This window comes from Streptomyces sp. NPDC037290 (genome assembly GCF_055603245.1).
Genome location: NZ_JBVJVZ010000002.1, coordinates 259,380 through 276,180, shown reverse-complemented (window position 1 = coordinate 276,180; position 16,801 = coordinate 259,380). Strand labels below are relative to the sequence as shown.

Annotated in this window: 8 protein-coding genes; 6 read left to right on the top strand and 2 right to left on the bottom strand. The window is 70.7% G+C overall.

The features are described from left to right. Nucleotides 1-60: 60 nt before the first annotated feature. Entirely contained in the window at nucleotides 61-2,748 is a 2,688-nt protein-coding gene (locus tag ACZ7HQ_RS06950; RefSeq protein ID WP_470987108.1) for a SpoIIE family protein phosphatase, read from the top strand. A 462-nt stretch (nucleotides 2,749-3,210) separates the two neighbouring features. Here ACZ7HQ_RS06950 and acnA read toward each other — a convergent pair whose 3' ends face one another. Together acnA and ACZ7HQ_RS06940 are read right to left on the bottom strand one after the other, a co-directional pair. After that, the gene (gene acnA / locus ACZ7HQ_RS06945; protein WP_470985759.1) at nucleotides 3,211-5,928 is read right to left on the bottom strand and encodes an aconitate hydratase AcnA; all 2,718 of its coding nucleotides are present in this window, start codon (nucleotides 5,926-5,928) and stop codon (nucleotides 3,211-3,213) included. A gap of 201 nt (nucleotides 5,929-6,129) precedes the next feature. Next, the gene (locus ACZ7HQ_RS06940; RefSeq protein ID WP_470985757.1) at nucleotides 6,130-6,771 is read right to left on the bottom strand and encodes a hypothetical protein; all 642 of its coding nucleotides are present in this window, start codon (nucleotides 6,769-6,771) and stop codon (nucleotides 6,130-6,132) included. A gap of 219 nt (nucleotides 6,772-6,990) precedes the next feature. Between ACZ7HQ_RS06940 and ACZ7HQ_RS06935 the strand changes: the two genes are divergently transcribed. From ACZ7HQ_RS06935 to sbnB, 5 genes are all read left to right on the top strand, one after another. Further along, nucleotides 6,991-8,520 carry a helix-turn-helix domain-containing protein gene (locus tag ACZ7HQ_RS06935; RefSeq protein ID WP_470985755.1) on the top strand — a complete coding sequence of 510 codons (1,530 nt, stop codon included), beginning with the start codon at nucleotides 6,991-6,993 and terminating at the stop codon, nucleotides 8,518-8,520. Nucleotides 8,521-8,792: 272 nt separating this feature from the next. Beyond that, nucleotides 8,793-11,399, top strand: coding sequence for a Pls/PosA family non-ribosomal peptide synthetase (locus ACZ7HQ_RS06930; RefSeq protein ID WP_470985752.1), 2,607 nt, complete (start codon nucleotides 8,793-8,795; stop codon nucleotides 11,397-11,399). 13 nt (nucleotides 11,400-11,412) lie between these two features. After that, complete coding sequence (locus tag ACZ7HQ_RS06925) at nucleotides 11,413-14,676, top strand: non-ribosomal peptide synthetase (protein ID WP_470985749.1); 3,264 nt, start codon at nucleotides 11,413-11,415, stop codon at nucleotides 14,674-14,676. A gap of 42 nt (nucleotides 14,677-14,718) precedes the next feature. Then, nucleotides 14,719-15,723, top strand: coding sequence for a TauD/TfdA family dioxygenase (locus ACZ7HQ_RS06920; RefSeq protein WP_470985745.1), 1,005 nt, complete (start codon nucleotides 14,719-14,721; stop codon nucleotides 15,721-15,723). Next, the gene (gene sbnB, locus ACZ7HQ_RS06915) at nucleotides 15,720-16,790 is read left to right on the top strand and encodes a 2,3-diaminopropionate biosynthesis protein SbnB (RefSeq protein WP_470985742.1); all 1,071 of its coding nucleotides are present in this window, start codon (nucleotides 15,720-15,722) and stop codon (nucleotides 16,788-16,790) included. Before ACZ7HQ_RS06920 ends, sbnB begins: the two co-directional genes overlap by 4 nt. Nucleotides 16,791-16,801: the final 11 nt, after the last annotated feature.

Sequence of the window (16,801 nt, the reverse complement as noted above, 5' to 3'; positions counted from 1 at the left end):
TGCTAGAAATGCCGCATGTCGGACCGTTTCGCCCGATTCGGGCGTAAGTCATGGCGCTCCATGGTCCGCGGCGGACCGCGAAGCGTCGCCGGACAGGTCTTCCTCCTGCAGATCGCACTGGTGGTCCTGCTCGTGGTCTGCGGCGTCATCGCTCTCGTCATGCAGTCGGAACGCGACACCAGCACGGAGGCAAAGCGCCGCTCCATAGCCGTGGCGCAGACCTTCGCGCACTCCCCTGGCATCCTCCAGGCGCTGCGCGCCCCGGACCCGTCGAAGGTGCTCCAGCCGCTCACCGAGGCGGGCCGCAAGTCCGCGGGCGTCGACTTCATCGTGGTGATGGACACCAAGGGCATCCGCTACACCCACCCCATCCCGAGCAAGATCGGTCACCGGTTCGTGGGCCGGATCGGACCCTCGCTGGCCGGAAAGGTCTACACGGAGAGCGTCCACGGCCCGCTCGGCCATGAGGTCCAGGCCACCGTTCCCATCGACGACGCCCGCGGCAGGGTCACGGCCCTGGTCTCCGCCGGGCTGAAGGTGAAGAACGTGACCAACGAGGTGGACCGGCAGCTGCCGATCATCCTGGCCGCCGGAGCCGGCGCGCTCGTGGTCACGACCGCCGGTACGGCGCTGGTGGGCAGGAGGCTCCGGCGGCAGACCCACAGCCTGGCGCCGGACGAGATGACCCGTATGTACGAGCACCACGACACGGTGCTGCACTCGGTGCGGGAGGGCGTGCTCATCGTCGACGCCCAGCGGCGGATCCTGCTCGCCAACGACGAGGCCCGGCGTCTGCTGGAGCTGCCCCACGACGCCGAGGGGCGCACCGTGCGTGAGCTGCCGGGCCTCGACCCGGCGATGACGGAGCTGCTGGTCTCCGGACGGGAGGCCGGCGACGAGGTGCACTTCGCCGGAGGCCGGCTGCTGGCGGTCAACCAGCGGGCCACCGACCGCGCGGGAGGCCCCGGGGGAACCGTGGTGACGCTCCGCGACTCGACCGAGCTGCAGGCGGTGTCCGGGCGGGCGGAGGTCGCCCGGGAGCGCCTGGAGCTGCTGTACGACGCGGGACTGGGCATCGGCACCACCCTCGACGTGGTCCGCACGGCCGACGAGCTGGCGCGGGTCGCCGTCCCCCGCTTCGCCGACTTCGTCACCGTGGACATCGCCGACGCCGTGCTGCACGGCGAGGAGCCGGGCCCGACCGCGACGGACATGCGGCGCGTGACCGTGGGCGGCATCCGGGACGACCATCCGCTCTACGAGAAGGGCCGGCTGATCGACTTCCTGCCGTCCACCCCGCAGGCGCGCGGCTACGACGCCGGGCACTCCGAGCTGGTGCCCGACCTGTCGGCCGCGCGGGACTGGCAGGCGCAGGACCCGGAGCGCGCCCGGCAGATCGTGGAGTTCGGCATCCACTCGCTCGTCACCGCCCCCATCCAGGCCCGCGGTGTGGTGCTGGGCATGGTCAACTTCTGGCGCTCCAAGCGGGAGCCCTTCGACCAGGAGGAACTGTCGCTGGCGGAGGAGCTGGTGGCGCGCGCGGCCGTGAGCATCGACAACGCCCGCCGGTACGCCCGTGAGCACGCCGTCGCGGTCACCCTCCAGCGCAGTCTGCTGCCGCGCACACTGCCCGAGCAGAGCGCCCTCGACGTGAGCTACCGCTATCTGCCCGCCCAGTCGGGCGTGAGCGGGGACTGGTTCGACGTGATCCCGCTGCCGGGCAGCCGGGTGGCGCTGGCCGTCGGCGACGTGGTCGGGCACGGCCTGCACGCCGCCGCCACGATGGGCCGGCTGCGCACCGCGGTGCACAACTTCTCCACGCTCGACCTGCCGCCCGACGAGCTGCTCAGCCATCTGGACGACCTGGTCGGCCGCATCGACCAGCACGAGGGCTCCCCGGAGTCGCCCGGCGAGATCGTGGGCGCCACCTGCCTGTACGCGATCTACGACCCCGTGACGCGCCGCTGTGTCATGGCCCGCGCGGGGCACCTGGCACCGGCGCTGATCCACCCCGACGGCAGCGTCACCTTTCCGGAGGTGCCGGCCGGGCCGCCGCTGGGCCTGGGCGGCATGCCGTTCCAGACGGCCGAGCTGGACCTCCCCGAGGGCAGCCAGCTCGTCCTGTACACCGACGGGCTCATCGAGGACCGCATGCGGGACCTGGACGTGGGCATGGAGCTGCTGCGCCGGGCGCTCGCGGGTCACCCCGACCGGTCGCCGGAGGAGAACTGCCAGGCGGCGCTGGACGCGCTGCTGCCCGAGCGGCCCGTGGACGACGTGGCGCTGCTGATCGCGCGCACCCGGGCGCTGCCGTCCGAGAACGTCGCCGACTGGGACGTGCCGCGCGACCCGGCGGCCGTGTCGGGCATGCGCGCCGCCGTCTCCGAGAAGCTCGACACGTGGGGCCTGTCCGAGCTGGGCTTCGGCATGGAACTGGTACTGAGCGAGCTGATCACCAACGCCATCCGCTACGGCTCCGATCCGATCCATGTGCGGCTGATCCACGACCGCACGCTGATCAGCGAGGTGGCCGACGCCAGCAGCACCTCGCCGCATCTGCGGTACGCGGCGACGACCGACGAGGGCGGCCGGGGCCTGTTCCTGGTCTCGCAGCTGGCCGAGCGCTGGGGCACCCGCTACACGGGCCAGGGCAAGGTGATCTGGGCCGAACTGGCCGTCCCGGGCCCGGAGACCGGCCCGGGCGCCCTGCCGGGCCTGGGCGACTTCCTCCTCGACGACATCGACTAGGGCCTGTCCGGCGAATCGGGCCGGCTCCGGGCGACGGCGTCGTGTCGGTGCGGGCGAGCGGGGCAGGGTGCGTCCCGCTGCACGGCGGAGGCAAGCGCCGACGCGGAGCCCACGGCCCGGCGACAACGCCGCAGACGGGCATGCCACGCCCATCCGCCGGACAGGCCCCAGGAGCTCCGGCCGGGCGAGGCCAGGGGGCGTGGCTTGCCCGGGGTGGTTTCCCGCTCGTGGGGGACGGCGGGGCGGGCAGGCTCGTCGGCCGCGTCGAGGTGGCTCGTGAACACGGTGCGGCCGGGCTCGCTGTGTACGTCGGTGTGCCCTCCGTGTGCGCCTGATCGCCGCCGCGGCCGCCGGCCCCGGCCCCGAGCCGCCCTCGGCGTGGCCCGTCGTGGGAACGGGCGGACGGCGAAGGGCCGCACCCCGGCTGTCGGGGTGCGGCCCTGAACCGCTCAGCCGTGCCGCTTACTTGCGGATCAGGTTGCGCAGGACGTACTGCATGATGCCGCCGTTGCGGTAGTAGTCGGCCTCACCGGGGGTGTCGATGCGGACGACCGCGTCGAACTCGACACCGGTGTCGGTGGTGACCTTGACCGTGCGCGGCGTGGTGCCGTCGTTCAGCTCGGTCACGCCGGAGATGGAGAAGGTCTCCTCGCCGGTCAGGCCGAGGGAGGCGGCGGTGGCGCCCTCCGGGAACTGCAGCGGGAGCACGCCCATGCCGATGAGGTTCGAGCGGTGGATGCGCTCGTACGACTCGGCGATGACGGCCTTCACGCCGAGCAGCGCGGTGCCCTTGGCGGCCCAGTCGCGGGACGAGCCGGAGCCGTACTCCTTGCCGGCCAGGACGACCAGCGGCACACCGGCCGCCTGGTAGTTCTGCGAGGCGTCGTAGATGAAGGAGACCGGGCCGCCCTCCTGCGTGAAGTCACGCGTGTAGCCGCCCTCGGTGCCCGGCGCGATCTGGTTGCGCAGGCGGATGTTGGCGAACGTACCGCGGATCATGACCTCGTGGTTGCCGCGGCGGGAGCCGTAGCTGTTGAAGTCGCGGCGCTCGACGCCGTGCTCCGTGAGGTACTTGCCGGCCGGGGTGTCGGCCTTGATCGCGCCGGCCGGCGAGATGTGGTCGGTGGTGACCGAGTCGCCCAGCTTGGCGAGCACGCGGGCACCGGAGATGTCGGTGACCGGGGCCGGCTCGTGCGCCATGCCCTCGAAGTACGGGGGCTTGCGGACGTACGTCGACTCCGCGTCCCACTCGAAGGTGTTGCCGGTCGGGATCGGCAGCGCCTGCCACTGGGCGTCGCCGGCGAAGACGTCGGAGTAGGACTTGGAGAACATGTCCTCGCCGATGGCGTTCGCCACGACGTCGTTGACCTCGGCCTCGGAGGGCCAGATGTCCTTCAGGTGGACCGGGTTGCCGTCCTGGTCGATGCCCAGGGCGTCACGGGTGATGTCCACCTTCATGGAGCCCGCGATGGCGTAGGCGACGACCAGCGGCGGGGACGCCAGGTAGTTCATCTTGACGTCGGGGTTGATCCGGCCCTCGAAGTTCCGGTTGCCGGAGAGGACCGAGGTGACCGCGAGGTCGTGGTCGTTGACGGCCTTGGAGACCTCCTCCGGCAGCGGGCCGGAGTTGCCGATGCAGGTGGTGCAGCCGTAGCCGACCAGGTTGAAGCCGACCTTGTCGAGGTACGGGGTCAGGCCCGCCTTCTCGAAGTAGTCGGTGACGACCTTGGAACCCGGGGCGAGGGTGGTCTTGACCCAGGGCTTGCGGGTCAGGCCCTTCTCGACCGCCTTCTTGGCCACCAGGGCGGCGGCGACCATGACGTACGGGTTGGAGGTGTTGGTGCAGGAGGTGATGGCCGCGACCGTCACCGCACCGTGGTCCAGCTCGTAGGTCGTGCCGTCGGGGGCGGTGACCTGGACCGGGTTGGTCGGGAAGCCGTTGGGGTGGACGGCCGGGGCGTCGGAGGCCGGGAAGGACTCCTTGCCCGCCTCGTCGATGTCGTCCACGTAGTTGCGGACGTCCAGCTTGAACTGCTCGGCGGCGTTCGCGAGGACGATGCGGTCCTGCGGGCGCTTCGGGCCGGCGATGGACGGGACGACCGTGGACAGGTCCAGCTCGAGCTTCTCGGAGAAGTCCGGCTCGGCCTTCGGGTCCAGCCAGAGGCCCTGCTGCTTGGCGTACGCCTCGACGAGGGCGACCTGCTGCTCGGAACGGCCGGTCAGGCGCAGGTAGTTCAGGGTCTCGTCGTCGATCGGGAAGATCGCGGCGGTGGAGCCGAACTCCGGCGACATGTTGCCGATGGTGGCGCGGTTGGCGAGCGAGGTGGCGGCCACACCCTCGCCGTAGAACTCGACGAACTTGCCGACCACACCGTGCTTGCGCAGCATCTCGGTGATGGTGAGCACGAGGTCGGTGGCGGTGGTGCCGGTGGGCAGCTCGCCGGTCAGCTTGAAGCCGACGACGCGCGGGATGAGCATGGAGACCGGCTGGCCGAGCATGGCGGCCTCGGCCTCGATGCCGCCGACGCCCCAGCCGAGGACGCCGAGGCCGTTGACCATCGTGGTGTGCGAGTCGGTGCCGACCAGGGTGTCCGGGTAGGCCTTGCCGTCGCGGACCATCACGACGCGGGCCAGGTGCTCGATGTTGACCTGGTGGACGATGCCGGTGCCCGGCGGGACGACCTTGAACTCGTCGAAGGCGGTCTGGCCCCAGCGCAGGAACTGGTAGCGCTCCTTGTTGCGGCCGTACTCCAGCTCGACGTTCTGCTTGAAGGCGTCGTTGGTGCCGAACTTGTCGGCGATGACGGAGTGGTCGATGACCAGCTCGGCCGGGGCCAGCGGGTTGATCTTGGCGGGGTCGCCGCCGAGCTCCTTCACGGCCTCACGCATGGTCGCGAGGTCCACGACACAGGGCACGCCGGTGAAGTCCTGCATGATCACGCGGGCCGGCGTGAACTGGATCTCCTGGCTGGGCTGGGCCTGGGAGTCCCAGCTGCCGAGGGCACGGATGTGGTCGGCGGTGATGTTCGCGCCGTCCTCCGTGCGGAGCAGGTTCTCCAGCAGGACCTTGAGGCTGTACGGCAGGCGGGCCGAGCCCTCCACCTTGTCCAGCCGGAAGATCTCGTACGACTCGTCGCCCACCTGCAGCGTGCTGCGGGCGTCGAAGCTGTTCGCCGACACGACAGTCTCCTTCATTGATGTGCGCGTACCACCGTCAATCCTGCCGCCACGCCGGCTTGGCCGATCCGATAAGGTCAGGCTAAGTTAGGCAAGCCTTACCGGGGCGGCGGCTACGGTGCGCCTCGGGTAGATATCTCGATGTCGAGATAACTCTAGTACATGGGCGCTGGATGGTCATGCCCGACCCGGCCCGGCCGGTGGCTACCAGCTCAGATCGGCGTCCATCTTGGCGGGGGCCAGGGCGGTCACGTGGCCGTGGTCGCCGTACACGGACTGCCGCCAGCGGGCGAACGCCTTGGCGGCGTCGTTCAGCTCACGGTCCTGCCACACCCCGTAGTCGACCCACACGTCGGCCTCCGTGCGGCCACTGTCGTCGGGCGTGCGGATGCAGACCCGGGTGACATGGGCGGCGATGGCGGCGTCCCCCTTCGGGGCGTTCGCCGTCAGGTAGGCGCGGAATTCGCGCGCCATCGAGAACCAGCGGTGCGGACCGGCCTCCGGCGCACCCCCGCCGTCCTCGGTGGTGTCACCCGGGGGCGCCCCCTGGTCGTCGGTGGTGGTGTCGGGGAGCTCCTGCTGGTCGTCGGACGTCGTGTCCGCAGACCCCTGGTCCGCAGGCCCCTGGTCGTCGGTGGTGGTGTCCGGAAGCTCCTGGTCGTCGTCCGTACTGTCCGGAACATCCTCGATGTCGCATGACCTGTCGACCGTGGACGATTGCGGTACCGGCGACTTCCCCTGCGCGGCGCCCACGCGCTGCGTGCCGCAGGAGACGAGCGCGCAACAGCCGGCGAGCAGCGCGGCGACGAGGTGGCGGCGCATCGTGACCCCCATGTGTATGCCCATGTGTATCCCCCTTCGGGGACAGAGAGGGGCACGTGTGGGCCGGGGTTGCCCGGGTAACCGAGTGTCATGCCGAGCCTCGTACAACGCTGTCCGATTTGCCCAGGTCTTTCCGAGTATCGTCCTACCGTGACACCAGGGCACACTGACGGGCCGTCACGGGCGTCACCCGAACGGACCCCCCAACAGGCACCATCTCATATCTGAGATAACCTCAACCTCATGGCAGACGACTACCTCGTACGCATCGGCAAGCTCATCCGTGATGCCCGGCAACACCGAGGCTGGACACAGACGCAGCTCGCGGAGGCACTCGGCACCAGCCAGAGCGCGGTCAACCGCATCGAGCGCGGGAACCAGAACATCAGTCTTGAGATGATCGCCCGAATCGGTGAAGCCCTGGACAGCGAGATCGTGTCGCTGGGATACGCGGGTCCGATGCATCTGCGGGTCGTCGGCGGCCGCCGGCTGTCCGGTGCCATCGACGTCAAGACCAGCAAGAACGCCTGCGTGGCGCTGCTGTGCGCCTCGCTGCTCAACAAGGGGCGCACGGTGCTGCGCCGGGTCGCCCGGATCGAGGAGGTGTACCGCCTGCTGGAGGTGCTGAACTCCATCGGCGTACGCACCCGCTGGATCAACGACGGCGTCGACCTCGAACTCGTCCCGCCCGCCGAGCTGGAGATGGCGGCGATCGACGCGGACGCCGCCGTACGCACCCGCTCCATCATCATGTTCCTCGGCCCGCTGCTGCACCGCATGGACGCCTTCAAGCTGCCCTACGCCGGCGGCTGCGACCTCGGCACGCGGACCATCGAGCCGCACATGATCGCGCTGCGCCGGTTCGGCCTGGACATCGCGGCCACCGAGGGCCAGTACCACGCCCGGGTCGACCGCACGGTCCGCCCCGACCGCCCGATCGTGCTGACCGAGCGCGGCGACACCGTGACCGAGAACGCGCTGCTGGCCGCCGCCCGGCACGATGGTGTGACGGTCATCCGCAACGCCTCCTCCAACTACATGGTCCAGGACCTGTGCTTCTTCCTGGAGGCCCTCGGCGTCAAGGTCGAGGGCATCGGCACCACCACCCTCACCGTGCACGGCGTGCCGAACATCGACGCCGACGTCGACTACTCCCCCTCCGAGGACCCGGTCGAGGCGATGAGCCTGCTGGCCGCCGCCGTGGTGACCGAGTCGGAGCTGACCGTGCGCCGGGTGCCGATCGAGTTCCTGGAGATCGAGCTGGCGGTCCTGGAGGAGATGGGCCTCGACCACGACCGCAGCCCCGAGTACTTCGCGGACAACGGCCGTACCCGCCTGGTGGACCTGACCGTCCGGCCCTCCAAGCTGGAGGCGCCGATCGACAAGATCCACCCGATGCCGTTCCCGGGTCTGAACATCGACAACGTCCCGTTCTTCGCGGCCATCGCGGCGGTCGCGCAGGGCCAGACGCTCATCCACGACTGGGTGTACGACAACCGCGCGATCTACCTCACGGACCTCAACCGCCTGGGCGGCCGGCTGCAGCTCCTCGACCCGCACCGGGTGCTGGTCGAGGGCCCGACCCGCTGGCGGGCCGCCGAGATGATGTGCCCGCCGGCGCTGCGCCCCGCCGTGGTCGTCCTGCTGGCGATGATGGCGGCCGAGGGCACCTCGGTGCTGCGCAACGTGTACGTCATCAACCGGGGTTACGAGGACCTCGCCGAGCGACTGAACTCGATCGGCGCCCAGATCGAGATCTTCCGCGACATCTGACCCCTCTCCCGGCATCCGGCCGCCGCACCCCTCCGCCCGCACAGGTACGGGCCGAGGGGTGCGGCGTGTTCCGGGCCCGCCGTTCGGGTGATTCCCGGGTGTGCCCCATTCGTGCGCGGAACCAGGGAACACGCACCCCGCGAGCGTTCCTCGGGCGCGGGGCGATCGACGAGAAGTGGCAGCCTGTCGTCTGCCTGGCCACACTGAATCTGCCGGTTCGTGATCAGGGAAGAACCAGCCACTGGCTTTTCACACGTTCTCCGGGAGATCGCATGGTGGAGCAGTCCTCCGAGGTCCCTATATCCGGGCCGGACAAACCCGCCGTCACATCGAGCGACAGCGGCCCAGACCGGACGGAGACCGAGCGCAGGCTCGCGGAGGCCCTGGCCGATGTCACCGGAGCCGAGCGCGTCCCGGTCGACAGTCACTTCTTCACCGACCTCGGCGCCAATTCCCTGGTCATGGCCCAGTTCTGCGCACGGATCAGGAAAAGGGCGGATCTGCCGTCCCCGTCCATGAAGGACATCTACCGGCACCCGACCGTCCGGAGCCTGGCCGAGGCCCTGGGGGAGGCCGCTGCGGCGCCTGCCGAAGCGGCGGCCGCCGCGTCGGCGCCCGCGCCCGCGACGTCCTCGGAGCCCGCGCCGCCACCGGCCGTACGGGAAGGCCGAAAGCGGCTGAACCACCTCCTGTGCGGCACTTTCCAGTTGCTGGTCTTCCTCGGGTACTCCCTTGTCTCCGGTTTCGTCACGGCCACGGGATACGAGTGGGTCGCCACCGGTTCGGGCATGGCCGGCATCTATCTGCGGTCGCTTCTGTTCGGAGGAATCGGGTTCACCGTTCTGTGCGCATTCCCGGTCGCCGCGAAATGGCTTCTCATCGGCCGCTGGAAACCGCGTGAGTTTCCCGTATGGGGCCTGACGTATGTGCGGTTCTGGCTCGTCAAGGTCCTGCTCCACGCGAATCCGATGGTTTTCCTCACCGGAACTCCGCTGTACGTGCTGTACCTGCGGGCCCTCGGCGCGCGGATCGGCAAGGGCGTCACGGTCCTCTCCCACTCCGTCCCGGTCTGCACCGACCTGCTGACGATCGGCGCCGGCACGGTGATCCGCAAGGACTCCTTCCTCCTCTGCTACCGGGCCCACGCGGGACTCATCCAGACCGGCCCGATCACGCTCGGCCGGGACGTGTACGTCGGTGAGAAGACCGTCCTCGACATCGACACCTCGATGGGCGACGGCGCACAGCTCGGGCATTCCTCCGCCCTGCACCGCGGCCAGGCGGTGCCGGACGGTGAGCACTGGCACGGCTCGCCGGCCGAGCCCACACGGATCGACTACGTCCGGGTCGCGCCGGCCAGGTGCGGCACCGCGCGCCGGGCCTGGTTCGGCCTCGGCACCCTGCTGCAGCTGTTCCTGCTGTACATTCCCCTGGCCGTCGGCGGGGTGTACATGCTGTTCACCCAGGTGCCGGCGATCGGCAGTCGCCTCGACCCGCAGTTGGCCCCGCTGAAGAGGGCCGAACTGGTCCCCGACGCGCTGGAACTCTCGCTGGTGCTGTTCTTCGGCTTCGTCGTCCTGGGCCTCGCCGCCCTGTACACCGTTCCGCGTCTGCTGCGTCTGGCCGTCAGACCCGACCGGGTCTATCCCCTCTACGGATTCCACTACGCGCTCCACCGGGCGACCGCCCGGATGACGAACGTCAAGTTCTTCGCCTGGCTGTTCGGGGACAGTTCGTACATCGTCCACTACCTCCAGGGCCTCGGGTACGACCTGTCACGGGTCGAGCAGACCGGGTCGAACTTCGGCACCGAGGTGCAGCACGAGACCCCCTTCCTCGTCTCCGTCGGCAGCGGAACGATGGTCGCCGACGGGCTGTCCGTCATCAACGCCGACTACTCCAGCACGTCCTTCCGGCTGTCCTCCGCGTCGATCGGGCCGCGCAACTTCCTCGGCAACAACATCGCCTATCCCGCGGGCGGCAGAACGGGGGCCAACTGTCTGCTCGCGACGAAGGTGATGGTCCCGCTCGACGGTGAGGTGCGGGAGAACGTGGGGCTGCTCGGTTCGCCCTGCTTCGAGATCCCCCGGTCGGTGGAACGTGACGCACGGTTCGACGACCTCAGGACCGGCGACTCACTGCGCCGCCGTCTCGCCGCGAAGAACCGCTACAACCTTCGCTCGATGGCCGTCATGCTGTTCGTGCGGTGGCTGCACACCTTCGCCCTCACGCTGTTCGGGCTCGCGTCCGTGGACCTGTACGGAGTGGTCGGACATGTGGTGATCGGCGGGTACCTGGCCATCACGCTCGCGCTCAGCACCCTCTACTTCGTGCTGGTGGAGCGGTTCATCACGGCGTTCCGCGCGCTGCGGCCCCGGTTGTGCTCCATCTACGACCCGTACTTCTGGTGGCACGAGCGCCTGTGGAAGGTGCCGGACCATTACCTCAACATCTTCAACGGAACTCCCTTCAAGGCCCTCGTCTGGCGGCTGCTGGGCGTGCGCATCGGCCGCAGGGTGTTCGACGACGGCTGCTACCTGACCGAGCGGACCCTCGCCGCCATCGGCGACGAGTGCACCCTCAACGTCGGCAGCAAGATCCAGTGCCACTCGCAGGAGGACGGCACGTTCAAGTCCGACCGCTCCACGCTCGGCACCGGCTGCACGCTGGGCGTCGCCGCCCATGTGCACTACGGCGTGACCGTGGGCGACGGGGCGGTGCTGGCCCCCGACTCCTTCCTCATGAAGGGCGAGGAAGTCCCCCCGCACGCCCGCTGGGGTGGCAATCCGGCCGTGGACATGCCGGCGGACGACAGCCGGCCGCACGGCGCCGGACGGGCCACGCCGGCAGCCAACGCCCCTGCGGCAACCGTGAGTTGAGGAGAGACGTGCCATGGGAACGCGCGCGCGGACGGACCGGCTGGACCGGGAGTTCTGGAGCCGTGTACTGACGGCCGGCGGTGCCACCGCCGTGCCCCGGTGGACACGGGAGCGGGTGCCGGGAACGGCCGAGCAGGAGGCCGCGGTCCCGGACGACGTGGCGGACGCGATACGGGACCTGGTACGGCGTTCGGGCATGCCGATCAGCGCCCTGCTGCTGGCGGCGCACGCCAAGGTGCTGGCCGCGCTGTCCGGCGAGCAGGAGGTGGTGACCGGGTACACCGCCGGCGTGCACGGCGAGCCGTTGCCCTGCCGCCTCACCGTCTCCCCGGGGTCCTGGCAGGACCTCGTGGCGGCCACCGAGCACGCGGAGGCGGAGGTACTGGCGGGCCGCGAGTTCCCGGTGGCGGAGCTGCGCCGGGAACTGGGCCTGACACAGCCGCCGTACGAGGTGGTGTTCGGGCCCATGGGGGACGACGAGGCCCACGTCGACGACGGTGTGCTGCAGGTGCGCTGGTCCGACCGGAGTGGACGGCTGATGCTGCGCCTGAGGTACCGCACGGACGTGCTGGACGCCGCGGCCGTGGCCCGGATCGGCGGCTACCACCTGACGGCACTGCGGTGGCTTGCGGCGGACGTGCACGCCGACCACACACGGCAGAGTCTGCTCTCGGCGGACGAGGTGCGTGAGCAGGTGGAGGGTCTGGCCGGCCCGCACCGGCCGCTGCCGGACGCGCGGGCGCACGAACTGTTCGAGCAGCGGGTACGGGCGCATCCGCAGGCGGTGGCGGCCGTGCACGGCGGGCGGGAGTGGACGTACGGGGAACTCAACCGGCGCGCGAACCGGCTGGCGCGGGCGCTGCGGGCGAGGGGGCTCGGCGCGGAGGACGTGGTCGCCGTCGTCACCGAGCGCGATCTCGACTGGCCGGCGGCGACGCTGGCGGTGTTCAAGGCGGGCGGCGTGTACCTGCCGATCGAGCCGCACTTCCCGGCCGACCGCATCAGGGCAACGTTGTCGCGGGCGGGGTGCCGGCTGGTCCTGGCCGCGTCCGGCAGCACCGACACCCTCGACCAGGCGCTGGCGGCATTGCCCGGATGCGAGAGGCTGCTGATCGACACGGCGTACGCGGAGGCGCACGACGACGGCGATCTCGGCGTGCGGGTCGACGCCGGTCAACTGGCCTACATCTACTTCACCTCCGGGTCCACCGGTGAGCCCAAGGGCGCGATGTGCGAGCACGCGGGCCTGCTCAACCATCTCCACGCCAAGATCGACGACCTGGGCATCGGCGAGGGCAGCGTGGTGGCGCAGACGGCGCCGCAGTGCTTCGACATCTCGCTGTGGCAGCTGGTCTCGGCCCTGCTGGTCGGCGGCCGGACCCTGCTGGTCGAGCAGGACGTGATCACGGACGTGGAGCGTTTCGTCGACACGCTCGAACGCGGCCGGGTCGCCGTGGCGCAGGTCGTCCCCTCCTACCTGGAGGTCGTCGTCTCGTACCTGGAGAAGCACCCCCGCACGCTGCCGGACCTGCGCTGCGTGTCGGTGACCGGGGAGGCGCTGAAGCGGGAGCTGGTGCAGCGCTGGTTCGCGGTCCAGCCGGGCATCAGGCTGCTCAACGCCTACGGGCTGACGGAGACTTCGGACGACACCAACCACGAGGTCCTGGACGGCGTACCCGACCGGGTGCTGCTGGGCCGCCCGGTGGGCAACGTACGTGTCTACGTCGTGGACGAGCAGCTGTCCCTGGTACCCCTGGGCGCCCCGGGGCTGATCGCGTTCTCCGGGGTCTGCGTGGGCCGGGGGTACGTCAACGATCCCAAGCGGACGCGTGAGGCGTACCGGACGGACCCCTACCGGCCCGGTGAGCGGCTCTACCTGGGCGGTGACTGGGGACGCTGGCATCCCGGCGGCAAGCTGGAGTTCCTCGGCAGGCGGGACAACCAGGTCAAGATCCGCGGCTTCAGGATCGAGATCGGCGAGATCGAGAACTCCCTGCTGCGGGTGGACGGTGTCCGGGACGCCGCGGTGGTGGTCGCCGAGCGGTCCGGCGGGAGCAAGCAGCTGATCGCCTTCCACACCGGCGAGCAGCGGCAGCCGGAGGTGCTGCGCGAGGCACTCGCCGCGGCGCTGCCCGCCTACATGGTCCCCTCGGCGTTCCACTGGCGCGACGGCCTCCCGCTGACCGCCAACGGCAAGATCGACCGCAAGGCCCTGACCCGGCTGGCGGAACAGACGGCGCCGGCCCCCGCGGCAGACGGTGCGGGCACGGGCGTTCTCAGCCCGGCCGAGCAAAGGCTCGCGGCGGCCTGGGCCGAACTGCTGGGGGTGCCCGAGCGGCAGATCGGCCGGACGGACCACTTCTTCGACTCCGGGGGCACCTCCCTGACCGCGGTCAAGCTCAGCATCGCGCTGGACCGCGCGGTGTCCCTGAAGGACATCACCCGGCACCCCGTGCTCGCCGACCTGGCCGCCCTCCTGGACGGCACCTCCCGCCCGCACGCGGAGCTGCTGCAGCCGCTGGCGGCCGAGGGCGGTGCGCCGGAGTGCGCCCTGGTGTGCTTCCCCTACGCGGGCGGGAACGCGGTCAACTACCAGCCGCTGGCGAGCGCGTTGGCGGGCAGCGGCATCGCGGTCCTCGCCGTGGAGCTGCCCGGCCATCACCTGGCCGCCCACCCCGAGCCGTTCGCGTCGATCGAGCAGGTGGCCGAACAGGTCGCCGCCGAGATCACGGCACGCGGCCTGCCCCGGGTCATGCTGTGGGGCCACTCCTCGGGCACCGCGCCGGCCGTCGAGACGGCCAGGAGGCTCCAGGAACGCGGAGTGCGGGTGACGCGGGTGTTCCTCGGTGCGCACCTGCTCGGCACCGCCGCCGACCGCGACGCCGCCATCGCCGCACTGGCGAGCCGGAGCGACGCCGAGATCGCGGCACGGCTGACCGCGGACGGCGGCTACGCCGAACTCGCGGAACTGAACGAGCAGCACGCCCGGCACATCGGTGCCGCCTACCGGCACGACTGTGTGTCCGCGCACACCTATTTCCGCGCCGCCCTGGACAGTCCGCCGCCGGTGCGGCTGACCGCTCCGGTCCTGGTGGTCGTCGCCGCCGACGACCCGTACACGGGCGGCTACGCCGAACACCACCGCGACTGGCTGCTCCTGGCCGACCATGTCGACCTCCACGAACTGGCCGACGGGGGCCACTACTTCCTGCGCACCCGTCCGGCCGAGGCGGCGCAGGCCGTCCTGAACGCCGCCGTCCCCCTCGCCTCCTCCTGAACGCCGTCGGATCCCCAGGCGGTCGACCGAAAGGAAACCGAGATGCCGTCCTCATCCCTGGCATCACCCCTCGACGTGGAGCTGCGGCCGGACCGGCCCGCGCTGCTGTGCGTCGACGTCCCGGGTGACGCCCCGAACTGGGCAGCCGAGCACCGCGAGGCGCTGCGTGCGCAGGTCACCGAGCACGGGGCGCTGGTCGTCCGCGGCCTCGGGCTGCGGGACACGGACACCGTCGGTGCCGTCTTCGCGCGGCTGGCCGGCGACCTCATGACGGAACGGGAGGCGTTCGCGCCGCGTGAGGCCCACGGCCCGGGGCTGTACTCCTCGACACCGTGGCCGGCCAACCAGCCGATGTGCATGCACCACGAGCTGAGTTACGCGCTGCAGGTGCCCGGCCTGATGCTGTTCGCGTGCCTGCAGGCGCCCGAGCAGGGCGGGGCGACGGCGGTGGCCGACGCCGAAGAGGTCCTGCGCGCGCTGCCCACCGGGCTGACCGAACGGTTCGAGCGGGAGGGCTGGCTGCTGACCCGCTCCTACAACGACGAGATCGGGGCGTCGCTGGCGGAGTCGTTCGGCACCGCCGACCGCGCCGAGATCGAGCGCTACTGCCGGGCCGGCGCCATCGACTTCACCTGGCTGGCCGACGGGTCGCTGCGCACCGAACAGCGCCGCAGCGCCGTCGTCCGGCATCCGGTCACGGGCAGGCGCTGCTGGTTCAACCAGATCGCCTTCCTCAACGAGTGGACGCTCGCCCCTGAGGTCCGCGAGTACCTGGTGGACCTCTACGGCCCGGACGGTCTGCCGTTCAACACCCGTTACGGAGACGGCAGTCCGATCGGCGAGGACGTCGTCCAGCTGCTCAACGACACCTACGAGGCGCACACCCGGCGCGAGCCCTGGCAGGCCGGTGATCTGCTGCTCGTGGACAACATCCGCACCGCGCACAGCAGAGAGACCTTCACCGGTGAGCGGCAGGTCCTGGTCGGCATGGGCGAGCCCCTGCGGCCGGCCGACGGCTGCCCGACCCCGGAGGCGAGTGAGCGATGACCGATGTGCTGTCGGCCGCCGCCGAGCGGTCCGTACCCGGCCGGCCCTCGGTGCCGTCCTTCGCGGTGATCTCCGGTGAGCAGGTGCAGCGGGCGCTGAGCGGGCGCGAGAAACAGCTCGTGGAGCTGGTCGAGACCGCCTACCGGCTGCACGGCGCCGGGGACTCGGTGAACCCGCCGTCGTACTTCCTGCGCTTCTCCGACCGCCCCACCGCGCGGATCATCGCGCTGCCCGCGTCCATCGGCGGGCAGGTCCGGGTGGACGGCCTGAAGTGGATCTCCAGCTTTCCGGAGAACGTGAGTGCAGGTCTCCCCCGGGCCTCCGCCGTGCTCATCCTCAACGACCACGACACCGGCTACCCGTTCGCCTGCCTGGAGAGCTCGATCATCAGCGCCACCCGGACAGCGGCGTCCGCGGCGCTGGCCGCCGACTGGCTCAGCCGCAGCCGGCCCCGCCCCAGGCGGGTGGGGTTCTTCGGTACGGGCCTGATCGCCCGGTACATCCACACGTTCCTGGACGGCACGGACTGGGCGTTCGACACGATCGGCGTGCACGACGTGTCCCGCGACAGCGCCGACGGCTTCTGCGGCTGTCTGCGGCGGTCCGGCACCACCGCCCGGATCACCGTGCACGACAGCGCCGAGGACCTGGTCCGCGCCAGCGACCTCGTGGTCTTCGCCACCGTGGCCGGTGAGCCGCACGTCACCGACCCGTCCTGGTTCGGCCACAACCCGCTGGTCCTGCACGTGTCCCTGCGCGACCTGGCCCCCGAGATCCTGCTCGGCTCGGCCAACTTCGTCGACGACGTCGAGCACTGCCTGAAGGCGGACACCTCCCCCCATCTGGTCGAACAGCGCACCGGAAACCGGGACTTCCTGAACGGCACCCTCAACGACGTGATGCTCGGAAGGGCCGCTCCGCCGGCCGACCGGCCGGTGATCTTCTCGCCCTTCGGACTCGGCGTCCTCGACCTCGTCGTCGGCAAGTACGTCTACGACGAGGTAGCCCGGGCGGGGAACCTCCGCCTCATCGACGACTTCTTCCACGACCTGCGCCGATACGGCTGAGGCGACCGTCC